We start from the raw sequence: 12,854 nt of genomic DNA on the forward strand, positions 1-12,854 counted from the left end.
TTTCGGTTTTTTCTGATAATTTTAAGAGTATATTTTTTGCATTTAAAGCGGTAAGCCTTACTTTTATTATAATTGCAAATTAATATCCTTCGAAAATGAAAAAAATACAAATCATATTGCTGCTGCTTCCCTTTCTATGCCTGGCGCAGCAGGAAAAGATAAAAGCACTCGACATCAATTTAACGAATTATGAATATCCTTTTCCCGTTCACTTTTTAGAATTGAACAATCAGCGTCAGCCTTTAAAAATGGCTTACATGGATATCAAACCCGATAATTACAACAACAAAAATATCATTTTGCTTCACGGCAAAAACTTCAACGGAGCCTATTGGGAAACCACAATCAAAGCTTTGACTAAAGAAGGTTTCAGAGTGATTGTTCCTGATCAGATTGGTTTTGGAAAATCTTCAAAACCGGATCATTTTCAATATACTTTTCAGCAACTGGCAGAAAATACCAAAAAATTACTGGATCATTTGGGAATTCAAAAAACAACCATTTTGGGACATTCCATGGGCGGAATGTTAGCCACAAGATTTGCGCTGATGTACCCGGAAACTGCCGAAAAACTGGTACTTGAAAATCCAATTGGCTTAGAAGACTGGAAATTGGTTGTTCCGTATAAACCTGTCGAATGGTGGTACGAATCGGAATTGAAACAAAATTACGAAGCCATCAAAAAATACCAGATGGAGAATTATTACGACGGAAAATGGAATACCGATTTTCAAAAATGGGCCGAACTTGGCGCCGGGTGGACTACCGCTGCGGATTATTCAAAAGTGGCCTGGAACTCTGCTTTGCTGTACGATATGATTTTTACACAACCTGTTTTATACGAATTTAAAAACCTCAAAAGCCCGACACTTTTAATCATCGGAACGAGAGATAAAACCGCTTTAGGAAAACCGCTGGTATCCGAAGAAGTCAGAAAAACAATGGGGAATTATATGGAATTAGGCAAGAAAACACAAAAAGCCATTCCGAAAGCAAAATTAGTCGAAATTCCAAACACCGGACATTTGCCACATATTGAATCTTTTGATTCTTTTATAAAACCATTAATCGTATTTTTGAAACAATAAAACTTTAACTAAAAACGAACTATTATGTTTACTATAGACCAAATAAAAGAAGCACATGCCAAAGTAAAAAGCGGTGCAGATTTTCCAAATTACATACAGGATTTAATTATTTTAGGCGTAAAAGGCTACGATACTTTTGTACACGACGGCCATGTTGAATACTATGGCGTAAACAATTATAACGTTACCGCCGATGAAAAATACAACGAAATTAAAATCTCCACCTCTGTAAACAAAGAGCTTTTTATCGAATTTCTGGTCAAACATCAGAATGGTGAAACGGATTATCTTACGTTTTGTAATCATTCCGCGCAATGTGGTATTGCCAAATGGCGCGTGGATATCATCGAAATGACTTGTACTTATTTTGATCTGGCAGCCAACGAAATATTAATTGAAAAAATCCCGGGTTAATATTTTAAAAAGAATTTTTAATTTTCATTTAAATGTCACATATGATTTCACCAATTATAAATCCTGAAGAATTAGTAAAACTGCAGGAATCATCAGAAATTATTTTAATTGATGCACGAGCCGGAATCAATGCGGAAGAAAATTATCAAAAGGAACACTTAAAAGGCGCGAGATACGTTGATTTAAATAAAGACTTAGCAACCGTCGAAACCAATCCTGCAAACGGAGGAAGACATCCTTTACCTTCTTTTGAGAAGTTTTCGGAAGTACTTTCAAAACTTGGCATTCAGCCATCAGCCCATGTGATTATTTATGATGATAAAAGCGGAGCAAATGCCGGAGCAAGATTCTGGTGGATGCTGCGTTCCATTGGCCATGAAAAAGTGCAGGTTGTAAACGGAGGTCTGCAAGCCGCCATAAAAGCCGGTTTTCCGGTAAGTTCAGAAATTGAAACTTTTGAAACCGCTGAAAAATATCCGGTTTCAGAATGGAAATTGGCTCTAGCCGATATCGAAGCAGTCGAAAAAGCACGAAATAACAACGAAAATATTGTAATCGACGTAAGAGATAAAAACCGTTTTGACGGGCTCACAGAACCCCTGGATTTAATCGCAGGACATATTCCGGGCGCAATCAATGTTCCCTTAAGTGAAAACTTAAACGAAAATAGCTTTTATCATTCTGCTGAAATATTACATCAGAAATACAGCCAAATTTTAGGCGATGTAAAACCTGAAAACACAATTGTACATTGCGGTTCGGGCGTTACAGCCTGCCATACTTTGTTAGCAATGGAGTACGCCGGTATTCCGATTCCGAAACTGTACATTGGCTCCTGGAGTGAATGGTCGCGAAACGATCGCGACATGTTTACACAGCAAACAAAATAACTGCGAAGTAAAATTCATAATTATTAGCCACAGATTACAGGATTAAAATGATTTTAAAATCTATATTCATCTTTTAATCTGTGGCAAAACATAACTAATTAATCTCTGTTTATGTTTGTTAAAGATATACGCACAGATAAAACAATTATATTAAAATACAGAAATGCAGCATTGGGATATTCTTTTATCGAATCAGGTCAATAAAAAAGCTTTTATAGACACTTTACTTTCCGGCTGTGCCGAAGGAGAATTAGCCGCTTTTAACTTTCAAAAGGGTATTCTTTTTTCAGATATTGCAATAGAAAAATTTATCGAAAAAGAATATCAATACGATATTGTTGAGGCCTCTACTGATTCCCACAGGCAATTACGAACCTTTTCTTCCGGTGAACGCAAAAAAGAGTTTTTAAAATACTGCATCAGTCAAAAACCCGATTTTATCATTTTCGATAATCCGTTTGATCATTTAGATCAGGCTTCACGTGTCATTTTAGCCGAATCTTTAAAAGATTTAACAGAGCAGATTGCCATTATTCAGATCGTAAACCGTGTTACCGATGTACTTCATTTTGTTCCCAATAAAGCACAAATCAAAGACAATACATTTGAATTACACCCTCTTTCAAAAATAGAAAAACTGTATAAAACCTTAAATACAGCGGCAATTCCAAAAGCTTTAGAATCGCATTCCTTCGACGAAAATGTCTTAATCAAAATGGAAAATGTTTCCGTAAGCTACGACGACCGAAAAATTGTAGATCAAATTTCATGGACCATAAAACAAGGTGAATTCTGGCAGTTAATCGGCCCGAACGGTTCCGGAAAAAGCACGATTTTATCCTTGATCACCGGCGATAATCCAAAAGGTTTCGGGCAGGATTTACATTTGTTCGGAAGAAAAAAAGGAACCGGAGAAAGCGTCTGGGACATCAAAAAGCAAATCGGAATCTTCACGACTTCCATGACCGATTTATTTCAAAAAGGACATACTTTGGAAGAAATGATTCTGTCCGGATTTTTTGATTCCATCGGTCTATACACCGAACCCACAACGTTGCAAAAACAAACCGTAACGCAATGGCTTGAAGTAATTGAAATGAGTAGTTTACGCAAAAAACGTTTTATCGATCTTTCTATAGGTCAACAAAGGGTCGCTTTAATTGTCCGCGCCGTTTTAAAACATCCGCCTTTGTTAATTCTGGACGAACCGGTGGAAGGTTTAGATGACGAAAATGTTGATTTGGTCATTCAGCTGATCAATACCATCAAACAGGAAACAAACGTCAGTATTTTATACGTTTCACATCGCATCGAATCCGGCCTCGCTCCTACTTCGGTATTTGAATTGCTTCCGACTTCTACAGGATCAATCGGCAAAATAAAATACCACTCAGAGTTAAACTAAAAACAAAAATGAAAATTAAATATCCCATATTATTAGTACTCTCCCTAATAATCACTTCCTGTTGTAGCAGCATTGCAACAACAAAAAAAGAATACAAAATCGCTCCTGCTTCTGCTCTGCAATCAGACTGGAACTTAAATCCGGAAGAATGGTCTCTTGAAAAAGATACTTTAAGGGGAACCGGAGGTCCAATGCATTGGGGCGTTATAGAATCTAAAAAGAAACTTCCTGAAAATTATGAAATCGATTTTAAGGTAAATATGACGAAAGAATCTTTATTCGAGATTATGCTGAACATCGATAAAGAACAATATATCAGAACCTATCTCTATCAAATCGACCAGAATATCGTGATTGGAAAAGGCGTTTATCACAAAAAGAGCGATGAATACGAAAAACGCGGAGGCCCAACCTTGTTTAAAAAACCAATGCAGTTAGAAAATAACAAATGGTATTCTGTAAAAATAAAGGTACTGCACAATCAGTTATTTTTCTCTGTAAACAAGGTAACTTTCTTAGAATGTTCCCTCGAAAAAAGCAATTTAAGCCAACAAGGCAAATTAGGTTTTCTAACCAACGGAGAAGCAAAAATCACCGACTTAACAATTAGAAATATTCTGTAAACAATAGCAAAAAAAAAACTCCAAACAGGAGCTTTTTTTTTAATATCAGGAATTATCTAATTTTCTAATTAAAAAATTATCTAATTAATTTTCCTCTTCTTCCATAGTATGCGTCTTCCCATAATTGCGCCATTTCTCGATACAATCCTGAAAGTCTTGTGGCAATTCAGTATCAAAACGCATCATTTCACCGGTAGTCGGATGTACAAAACCAAGTGTTTTAGCATGCAGCGCCTGACGTGGCAAAGCTTTAAAGCAATTTTCTATAAACTGTTTGTATTTCGTAAACGTAGTTCCTTTCAGAATCAAATGACCACCGTAACGTTCATCATTAAATAATGGATGTCCGATATGTTTCAAATGCGCACGAATCTGGTGCGTTCTTCCTGTTTCCAATCTACAGGAAATCAAAGTCACATAACCAAAACGTTCCAGCACTTTATAATGCGTAATGGCAGGTTTCCCAATTTCAGGATCAGCAAAAACAGCCATTTGCATGCGGTCTTTTAAGTGTCTGGCAAGGTTTCCCTCAATGGTTCCTTCTTCTTCAGCCACATTTCCCCAGACAAGGGCAATATACTCACGTTCCGAAGTTTTAGCTTCAAACTGTTTGGCTAAATGTGTCATGGCCGCCTCCGTTTTGGCTACCACCAAAAGTCCGGACGTATCCTTATCAATTCGGTGAACCAGACCTGGGCGTTCGCTGCTGTTCAAAGGCAGATTATCAAAATGATGCGCCAGGGCATTCACCAAAGTTCCGGTATAATTTCCGTGACCAGGGTGTACAACCATTCCGGGCTCCTTGTTAATCAGTAATAAAGCATCATCTTCATAAACAATATTCAACGGAAGATCTTCCGGAAGAATATGGTTTTCAAACGGAGGATGGGTCAGCATCACGGTCACCACATCCAGTGGTTTTACTTTATAATTTGACTTTACCGGAATATCATTTACAAAAATGTTTCCTTCAGTGGCTGCGGTCTGAATTTTATTTCGGGTCGCATTCTGAATCAAGTTCATTAAATATTTGTCAATACGCAACAGCGCCTGACCTTTAGGGACTTCAAATCTGAAATGTTCGAATAATTCGTCTTCCAGATCTAAATTTTCATTATTATTGTTCATCTTTTGGGGTTTCAGTTGTCGGTACAGCTAAACTATCTGTCGCCTGACTATCGTCTACATACGATGCTTTTCCGTCTCCTAAAACCAAATCAATTTTAGAAGCTTTAAGCACGCGGTCTCCTACTTTTAAGTTTCTTCCTTTATAACGCATCTCCAAAACCATATCTTTTCCAAGGTTCGGAATATAAGTAATGATTCCCTCCTGAAGTCCCAGAGCTTTTAGAGTCGGAACTGCTTCACGGTAGGTTTTCTCAATTAAATCCGGAATTTTAACAGATGAAAAACCCGATGCATTAATTTTAATATATATTTTTCTGCCTACTTTAACCTTTGTTCCGGGCAATGGATCCTGCTCTACCACACTGTATTTAGGAAATTCACTTCGGTAATCAACACTATCCAAAAGCACATAATCCAGGTCTAATTCGTCCAGTTTACTTTCAACTTGTTCTTCCGTCAGTTTAGATAAATTCGGAACCGTTATTTCGTTCCCGTGATCCGTTGTAAAAGTCAGCCAATGCATAAACAAATACCCCAAAACTGCAATAATAGCAGCTGCACCCAATACTTGAAGAAAAAACACACGGCTTGTTAAATACTTACATAAACTCATAAATTTATTTTTAGTTGTGGCAAAGATAAACCTATTTCGTTTCAAAAAAAATGATAATTTTGTTTAAAACAAGAAACTATTACGATTGTCATCCTGAGCGAAGCCGAAGGATGGTTTTCAGGAGCTGTTTCCTGCTGTCCGCTGTATCTTTTATGCCGAACACCGGCACAAAAGGATGCCGCTCCCATCAGGGCTAGTAGTTCAGATTTCATAAGAATGTTTTTTTTTGTCATTTCGACGAAGGAGAAATCGCATACAGAGAGCACGCACTTTACGTGAGTTACGAGTGTGATTTCTCCTTCGTCGAAATGACAAGCAGATCGAAAATTGTAAACAAATTTAAATTCAATTCGTGGAATTCGTGTCAAAAAACCTGAACCCTAAAACAAATAAACGATTAAACAAATAAACCTCAAATCAATGAAAAACATAGCCATCATCATGGGCGGATATTCAAGCGAATATAAAATTTCTCTTATCAGCGGAAACGTCGTACACCAATACCTTGACAAAACAAAATACGCCGGTTTCCGTATTCATATTTTCAAGGAAAAATGGGTTTATGTAGACGAAAACGATGCTGAATTTCCAATTGATAAAAATGATTTCTCGGTAACCGTAAACGGACAAAAAATCACTTTCGACTGTGTTTTCAACGCCATTCACGGAACTCCGGGCGAAGACGGATTAATGCAGGCTTATTTCGAATTATTAAACATCCCGCAATCTTCCTGTGATTACTACCAGTCAGCACTTACGTTCAACAAACGCGATTTGCTTTCGGTTTTAAAACCATACGGAATCAAAACGGCCATCTCTTATTACCTGAACAAAGGTGACGTGATCAATACAGCCGAAATTGTAAAAAAAGTAGGTTTGCCTTGTTTCGTAAAACCAAACAAAGCAGGTTCAAGCTTCGGAATTTCAAAAGTAAAAACAGAAGCAGAATTGCCAATTGCTATTGAAGTAGCCTACAAAGAAGACAACGAAATCATCATCGAAAGTTTCCTTGACGGAACAGAAGTTTCGGTTGGTGTAATCAATTATAAGGGAGAAATCAAAGTTTTACCCATTACAGAAATAGTTTCTGACAATGATTTCTTTGACTACGAAGCCAAATACGAAGGAAAATCACAGGAAATAACACCTGCCAGAATCTCAGACGAATTAACTCAAAAAGTGGGCGAAACTGCAAAACGCGCCTACGAAGTGTTGAAAATGAAAGGTTTCTCCAGAAGCGAATTCATTATCGTAGACAACGAACCGTACATGCTTGAAATGAACACCATTCCGGGATTAACAACAGAAAGTCTGATTCCGCAACAAGCCAAAGCTGCCGGAATATCCCTGGAAGATTTGTTCACGAATGCAATTGAATTGGCTTTGGTTTAAGATGCTAAGGTTCTGAGATTCTAAGTTACTAAGATCTCAGGACCTTATTTTTTTACCAAAATATTGTCAGACTGAGCGAAGTCGAAATATCAGATTGCATGAAGTCGAACTGTCAGACTGAGCGAAGTCGAAGTCCCGTAACAATTTATGATGTGTTGCTCTCTGGATGCGATTTCTCCTTCGTCGAAATGACACAAAAACTTAAAAACTTTCCAGCTCAAACACTAAGAAACTCAGAACTTAAAAAAAAGTCTTAGTACCTTAGCAACTCAGAACCTTAGAACCTCAAAGAAAAACCTTAGAACCTCAAAGAAAAAAAATGAAAGAAATATTCGAATGGAATAGATTATTATTCAACGACTTGCCAGCCAATTTCATTTTAGAAGTTATATTTCGTTCTACAGTGATGTTTGTCATTTTACTTTTAACTCTAAAACTGGCCGGAAAACGGGGCGTAAAACAACTATCTATTTTCGAAACCGTAATTATTATAGCATTAGGTTCCGCAGCCGGAGATCCCATGTTTTATGAAGATGTTGGAATTGTTCCCGCAGCCATCGTTTTTACTGTAATTATCATTTTATACCGTTCTGTAACCTGGCTTACCGGAAAAAGCAAGAAATTCGAAGAATTCATTGAAGGCAAAACCGAATGTTTAATCAATGACGGCAAGTTTTCTGTCGCTACTTTCAAAAAAGAAAGCCTAGCACAGGATGAATTTTTCTCGGAACTTCGAATCAGATCCATTGAACACCTCGGACAGGTAAAACATGCCTTTATAGAAACCAGCGGTGAGGTAAGCGTATTTTTTTATGACGATAATGAAGTGAAATACGGTCTTCCCATCTTACCGGCCCAATTCAATAAAAAAAGTAAAATCATTGAAAATGAAGGTATTCAGGCCTGTACTTTTTGCGGCCATACTGAACAACAAAAACCAGGCATCGCAAAATGTGAAGTTTGCAAAAATGACGAATGGGTACCGGCCATCAAAACACTTAGAATAACGTAATATCAAATTCCAATCCCGAAGCTATCTGGAACAAATTTCAAATTTCAAATTCCAATAAAAAAAAAATAAAGCGCTAGCATGGTTACTTAAAAAACTTTGAACCTTTGTAACTTTGATTCTCTGTACCTTAAAATAAAAACCAACAAAGCTTCAGCACCTTTAATTAAAATACTCTGAACCTTTGTAACTTTGAACCTCTGAACCTTAAAAAAAAATGAGAAAAGCCATATTCCCGGGATCGTTTGATCCGATTACACTGGGCCACGAAGATATTATCAAAAGAGGAATTTCCCTATTCGACGAAATTGTAATTGCGATTGGTGTCAATGCCGAAAAAAAATACATGTTTTCACTGGAAGAAAGAAAACGATTTATCGAAGAAACTTTCAAAGACGAACCCAAAGTAACCGTGATCACGTACGAAGGCCTTACTATCGATTTGTGCCATAAATTAAAAGCCCATTTCATCTTAAGAGGTTTACGTAACCCTGCCGATTTCGAATTCGAAAAAGCCATTGCACACACCAACAGACGCCTTTCTAAAATAGAAACGGTCTTCTTGTTAACTGCTGCAAAAACGTCTTATATCAGTTCAAGTATTGTCCGTGACGTCCTTCGAAATGGTGGTGAGTATGAAATGCTGGTTCCTGATGCTGTCAGGGTGAAGAAGTAATTCAATAGAATTTTTAACTTAAAATATAAATTTGTAGAAGTAAGATATAGCTCTATTTTTGCAGGATTAACCAAAAAACAAAAAATGGTATTTTATTACGGAACCAAAGCTACGAATTTAAGAAACGGGCAAATTATTAATGTAGAATGTCCAAATTGCAACACCAATGTATCAATGATTTACAGCGTCTTTGGAAAATATGGACACTTGTATCTTATCCCTTTTTTTCCAATCAAAAAATTAACTTTTGCGGAATGTAACTCTTGCAAAAAAACATTCGAACAAAAAGAATTACCATCTCCAATCCAGCAAAAACTGGAAAGAGAAAAAGAAAAAAACAAAGTGAAGATCCCGATCTGGATGTTTTCAGGATTGTTTCTAATCGCTGCTATTATTGGCCTTGTCTCCTACAGTTCACATCAGACAGACTTAGATACTGCAAGTTTTATTAAAAATCCAAAAGCCGGAGATATTTATTATTTAAGTTTCGTTGAAGGTCACTATACAACTATAAAAATAAATCAGATTTCAAAAGACAGCCTGAATATATTTGTGAATGATATGGAAATTGATAGCAAAGCATACATTGACAATATTGATATTGACAAAAATTATACAAAGAAAACTAACATATCTAAAAAAAATATGCTAAAACTTTATGATGAAAAGAAAATTTATGAAGTTAAACGCAATTAGTTTTTAATCTATAGACATAATTTGCGAAACGTAGTATTTAAAACTATACTTTCGCCAAAAATAAGATAATAAAAATGAGTATCGAAAGAGAATTAAACAAACGCAGCGGATCTAAATGCGAACTTTGTGGAGCTGAAGAAAACCTAAAAGTATATCAGGTATTACCTACCCAAAAAGGAGGTCTTGACGAAAGTATTTTAGCGTGTACTACCTGTATTGACCAAATTGAAAACCCGGATAATGTTGATTTAAATCACTGGAGATGTCTTAATGACAGCATGTGGAATGAAAACGCAGCTGTACAAGTCGTAGCCTGGAGAATGTTAAGCCGTTTACGTGCTGCCGGATGGCCACAGGAATTACTGGATATGCTGTACTTAGACGAAGATACGCTGGCATGGGCACAAGCAACAGGTGAAGGTGAAGAAGATGAAAACAAAATTACACACCGTGATAGCAATGGCGTAATTTTGGAACACGGAGATTCTGTTGTTTTAATCAAAGACCTGAAAGTAAAAGGATCAAGCATGGTGGCTAAACAGGGAACTGCCGTTCGCAACATTCGTTTAGACCATGAAAATGCCGAATACATAGAAGGAAAAGTAGACGGACAACAAATTGTAATTATAACGCAATACGTGAAGAAGATATAATTTTTAAAGGTACAAAGGCTCAAAGGAACAAAGTTGCAAAGGTTTTATTTTTATAACCTGAAACTAAAAAACTTTAAACCTAAAACTAAAAAAGGCTATTCAAAATATGAATAGCCTTTTTTTAGTTTTATACTTGAACTAAAATTATTTCTGGAATAATTTACTGATCTGATCTTTTACGAATGGCTCAGAAACACTGCTTGTTGCAGAAGAAGCTTCTTTTGAAGAAACCATGAACTGAACTGTAGCTTTCTCAGGAATAACGCTTCCTGTGTAGTGCAACCAGATGTAGTTATTAGGCAATTCTAATTTAATATCATACAAAGGGTTTGCAGTAAAACCTCCCATAATGATATTGTAAAGACTTGTGTAATCATTATTTACGTTTTTAAACGAAAACTTTCTTAAACTTGAAGATTCATCATCGTTCTGGATACTAGTATAATAAACAGTATATTCATCTCCAATTTTTTGAATATAATTGTTATTTACTTTTCCCAATTTTTCAACTGGTACAGTTTCAAGAACTTTAATTTGTGCAAACGAAACAAAACTAAAGAGCAAAATGGCAAGGGTAATAATTTTTTTCATAACGAATTTGGGGTTAATTTTTACTAATATTATAAACGCCGAAATTATGAAAAATTACCTCTAAAACTGCTATTTTATTAACATTAAATTGTGAATATTAGTTAAAATTACACAATAGCAAAACAAAACAAACGTAACCTCTTAATAATCAGTAAAATAAATCAAAAATAACGACTTAGAACTTTGCAAATTTTCGTAAAAACTTGTCAAAATTCATTGCATTTACCTCTCCTCTTCCTTTTTAACGACTTTTCTGGCCACTTCAATTTTAAATTTTTTGCCTTTCATTTTCTCGTCTTTGATATTTTTCAGCAACTCTGTTACCTTATTATATTTCACTGCTGCAAACGAAATAAAGTCTTTTACTTCAATCAGGCCTAAATCTCCTTTTTCCAGTTTTCCTTTTTGAGAAAAGAAACCTACAATGTCAATTTTATTCAATTTTGTTTTCTTTCCGCCACTAATGTAGATCGTTTGAAATTCGGGTGGTTTTGGTAATGTCGTTGTACTTTCTACATTCAGAACCTCCATTCCGTAGTCAATATAATCCAGTTTTTTTTCACTTTCGTGAATCAGTATATAAGCCGTTCCCGAAGCCAGCATACGCGCTGTACGACCGTTACGGTGTGTAAATTCATCTTCTTTTAAAGGTAAATGATAATGAATTACATGTTTCATTTCCGGGATATCCAGACCACGGGCAGCCAGATCTGTTGTGATTAAGTAACTCACACTTCCGTTTCTGAACTGAATCAAAGCGCGTTCACGCTCGTCCTGATCCATTCCGCCGTGATAATAAACCGAGTAAATTCCTTTTTCGTTCAGGGTATCACTAATACGCTCAGCGGCATCACGATGGTTACAGAAAATAATAGCCGATTGTGATTTAAACGAACAGATTAAATTGAATAAACTTTCCAGTTTATCTTTTGAAGGAGAAACCACCATTTTCATCGAAAGATTGGTCTTTTCTTCTTCCTCAGGAATAAAATCTAAAATAGTAGGATTTACAACTCTGGTATATCTCGGAATCTCAACATCTGAAGTAGCCGAAACCAGAACTCGTTTGTTTAGTTTCGTTAATTTACCAATGATAAAAGACATTTGTTCATGAAAACCCAACTGCAGTGACTTGTCAAATTCATCCAGAATTAAAGTCTGAACTTTATCCAGGCGAAAAGTTCCTCTGTCAATATGATCTGCAATTCTTCCCGGAGTTCCGATTAAAACTGCCGGTGGATTGCTTAAATTTTTAATTTCCGTTTCTATTGAGTGTCCACCGTAACAAATATTTACTTTATAATCTGTTCCCATTTTTTTCCAAACCTGTTCGATTTGTAATCCCAATTCACGGGAAGGAACTAAAATTAAACATTGAACGGACAGAATTTCAGTCTGCAATAATTCCAGAACAGGCAATAAAAATGCCAGGGTTTTCCCTGATCCTGTAGGCGAAAGTAATAAAACATTATTGTCGTTAAGAATTGCATCCTGTGCAACTTCCTGCATTTCGTTCAGGCTCTCAATACCTAAATTCGAAAGTATATTGTTGGAATGGTGTTTTTTATTCATTTTGCAAAAGTAATCAAAAAAAGTGGTTTCAGGTTTCAGGTTGAAATAGGAATAAAATTTTAACCGCTAAGAACGCTAAGAATTTTATTGGATTGGCTTACAAT

General features: G+C 36.1%; 15 protein-coding genes. 10 read left to right on the forward strand and 5 right to left on the reverse strand.

From position 1 onward, the window contains the following. Positions 1-95: 95 nt before the first annotated feature. From HAV12_RS15815 to HAV12_RS15835, 5 genes are all read left to right on the forward strand, one after another. On the forward strand, positions 96-1,088 hold the full coding sequence (locus HAV12_RS15815) for an alpha/beta fold hydrolase (protein WP_171570508.1): 993 nt from the start codon (positions 96-98) through the stop codon (positions 1,086-1,088). A gap of 24 nt (positions 1,089-1,112) precedes the next feature. After that, positions 1,113-1,502 carry a DUF1398 domain-containing protein gene (locus HAV12_RS15820; RefSeq protein ID WP_171570509.1) on the forward strand — a complete coding sequence of 130 codons (390 nt, stop codon included), beginning with the start codon at positions 1,113-1,115 and terminating at the stop codon, positions 1,500-1,502. 32 nt (positions 1,503-1,534) lie between these two features. After that, positions 1,535-2,392, forward strand: a complete 858-nt coding sequence (locus tag HAV12_RS15825; RefSeq protein WP_171570510.1) for a sulfurtransferase — start codon at positions 1,535-1,537, stop codon at positions 2,390-2,392. 163 nt (positions 2,393-2,555) lie between these two features. After that, complete coding sequence (locus tag HAV12_RS15830; RefSeq protein WP_171570511.1) at positions 2,556-3,797, forward strand: ATP-binding cassette domain-containing protein; 1,242 nt, start codon at positions 2,556-2,558, stop codon at positions 3,795-3,797. 8 nt (positions 3,798-3,805) lie between these two features. Next, positions 3,806-4,420 (forward strand): hypothetical protein, encoded by a 615-nt coding sequence (locus HAV12_RS15835; RefSeq protein ID WP_171570512.1) that lies wholly within the window; start codon positions 3,806-3,808, stop codon positions 4,418-4,420. An 84-nt stretch (positions 4,421-4,504) separates the two neighbouring features. On the opposite strand, the gene HAV12_RS15840 is transcribed toward HAV12_RS15835, so the two are convergent. Genes HAV12_RS15840 through HAV12_RS15850 form a run of 3 tightly spaced genes read right to left on the reverse strand, consistent with a single transcriptional unit; the run spans position 4,505 to position 6,373 of the window. Further along, the gene (locus HAV12_RS15840; RefSeq protein WP_171570513.1) at positions 4,505-5,548 is read right to left on the reverse strand and encodes an RluA family pseudouridine synthase; all 1,044 of its coding nucleotides are present in this window, start codon (positions 5,546-5,548) and stop codon (positions 4,505-4,507) included. Continuing rightward, on the reverse strand, positions 5,538-6,161 hold the full coding sequence (locus tag HAV12_RS15845) for a PASTA domain-containing protein (protein ID WP_171570514.1): 624 nt from the start codon (positions 6,159-6,161) through the stop codon (positions 5,538-5,540). Before HAV12_RS15845 ends, HAV12_RS15840 begins: the two co-directional genes overlap by 11 nt. A gap of 41 nt (positions 6,162-6,202) precedes the next feature. Beyond that, a complete protein-coding gene (locus HAV12_RS15850; protein WP_171570515.1) occupies positions 6,203-6,373 on the reverse strand; it encodes a hypothetical protein in 171 nt (56 codons plus the stop codon). Between the two features lie 208 nt (positions 6,374-6,581). Between HAV12_RS15850 and HAV12_RS15855 the strand changes: the two genes are divergently transcribed. The 5 genes from HAV12_RS15855 (at position 6,582) to HAV12_RS15875 (ending at position 10,587) form a co-directional block, all read left to right on the forward strand. Beyond that, positions 6,582-7,553: a D-alanine--D-alanine ligase gene (locus tag HAV12_RS15855; protein ID WP_171570516.1), complete on the forward strand. Its 972-nt coding sequence runs from the start codon at positions 6,582-6,584 to the stop codon at positions 7,551-7,553. Between the two features lie 319 nt (positions 7,554-7,872). Then, positions 7,873-8,565, forward strand: coding sequence for a DUF421 domain-containing protein (locus HAV12_RS15860; RefSeq protein WP_171570517.1), 693 nt, complete (start codon positions 7,873-7,875; stop codon positions 8,563-8,565). A gap of 214 nt (positions 8,566-8,779) precedes the next feature. Beyond that, complete coding sequence (coaD, locus tag HAV12_RS15865) at positions 8,780-9,238, forward strand: pantetheine-phosphate adenylyltransferase (RefSeq protein ID WP_132033316.1); 459 nt, start codon at positions 8,780-8,782, stop codon at positions 9,236-9,238. An 84-nt stretch (positions 9,239-9,322) separates the two neighbouring features. Continuing rightward, positions 9,323-9,934 carry a zinc-ribbon domain-containing protein gene (locus HAV12_RS15870; protein ID WP_171570518.1) on the forward strand — a complete coding sequence of 204 codons (612 nt, stop codon included), beginning with the start codon at positions 9,323-9,325 and terminating at the stop codon, positions 9,932-9,934. Positions 9,935-10,008: 74 nt separating this feature from the next. Further along, a complete protein-coding gene (locus HAV12_RS15875) occupies positions 10,009-10,587 on the forward strand; it encodes an alkylphosphonate utilization protein (RefSeq protein ID WP_171570519.1) in 579 nt (192 codons plus the stop codon). A gap of 144 nt (positions 10,588-10,731) precedes the next feature. Here HAV12_RS15875 and HAV12_RS15880 read toward each other — a convergent pair whose 3' ends face one another. Next, positions 10,732-11,178: a hypothetical protein gene (locus HAV12_RS15880; protein ID WP_132033311.1), complete on the reverse strand. Its 447-nt coding sequence runs from the start codon at positions 11,176-11,178 to the stop codon at positions 10,732-10,734. Between the two features lie 222 nt (positions 11,179-11,400). Next, complete coding sequence (locus HAV12_RS15885) at positions 11,401-12,750, reverse strand: DEAD/DEAH box helicase (RefSeq protein WP_171570520.1); 1,350 nt, start codon at positions 12,748-12,750, stop codon at positions 11,401-11,403. Positions 12,751-12,854 lie beyond the last annotated feature (104 nt).

This window comes from Flavobacterium sp. CLA17 (assembly GCF_013112255.2).
Classification (GTDB): domain Bacteria; phylum Bacteroidota; class Bacteroidia; order Flavobacteriales; family Flavobacteriaceae; genus Flavobacterium; species Flavobacterium circumlabens.

Coding starts and splice junctions, on each gene's coding strand:
- HAV12_RS15870 (WP_171570518.1), top strand. CDS start 9,323: ATGGTATTTTATTACGGAACCAAAGCTACGAATTTAAGAAACGGGCAA.
- HAV12_RS15835 (WP_171570512.1), top strand. CDS start 3,806: ATGAAAATTAAATATCCCATATTATTAGTACTCTCCCTAATAATCACT.
- HAV12_RS15850 (WP_171570515.1), bottom strand. CDS start 6,373: ATGAAATCTGAACTACTAGCCCTGATGGGAGCGGCATCCTTTTGTGCC.
- HAV12_RS15825 (WP_171570510.1), top strand. CDS start 1,535: ATGTCACATATGATTTCACCAATTATAAATCCTGAAGAATTAGTAAAA.
- HAV12_RS15855 (WP_171570516.1), top strand. CDS start 6,582: ATGAAAAACATAGCCATCATCATGGGCGGATATTCAAGCGAATATAAA.
- HAV12_RS15860 (WP_171570517.1), top strand. CDS start 7,873: ATGAAAGAAATATTCGAATGGAATAGATTATTATTCAACGACTTGCCA.
- HAV12_RS15840 (WP_171570513.1), bottom strand. CDS start 5,548: ATGAACAATAATAATGAAAATTTAGATCTGGAAGACGAATTATTCGAA.
- HAV12_RS15820 (WP_171570509.1), top strand. CDS start 1,113: ATGTTTACTATAGACCAAATAAAAGAAGCACATGCCAAAGTAAAAAGC.
- HAV12_RS15845 (WP_171570514.1), bottom strand. CDS start 6,161: ATGAGTTTATGTAAGTATTTAACAAGCCGTGTGTTTTTTCTTCAAGTA.
- HAV12_RS15880 (WP_132033311.1), bottom strand. CDS start 11,178: ATGAAAAAAATTATTACCCTTGCCATTTTGCTCTTTAGTTTTGTTTCG.
- coaD (WP_132033316.1), top strand. CDS start 8,780: ATGAGAAAAGCCATATTCCCGGGATCGTTTGATCCGATTACACTGGGC.
- HAV12_RS15875 (WP_171570519.1), top strand. CDS start 10,009: ATGAGTATCGAAAGAGAATTAAACAAACGCAGCGGATCTAAATGCGAA.
- HAV12_RS15815 (WP_171570508.1), top strand. CDS start 96: ATGAAAAAAATACAAATCATATTGCTGCTGCTTCCCTTTCTATGCCTG.
- HAV12_RS15885 (WP_171570520.1), bottom strand. CDS start 12,750: ATGAATAAAAAACACCATTCCAACAATATACTTTCGAATTTAGGTATT.
- HAV12_RS15830 (WP_171570511.1), top strand. CDS start 2,556: ATGCAGCATTGGGATATTCTTTTATCGAATCAGGTCAATAAAAAAGCT.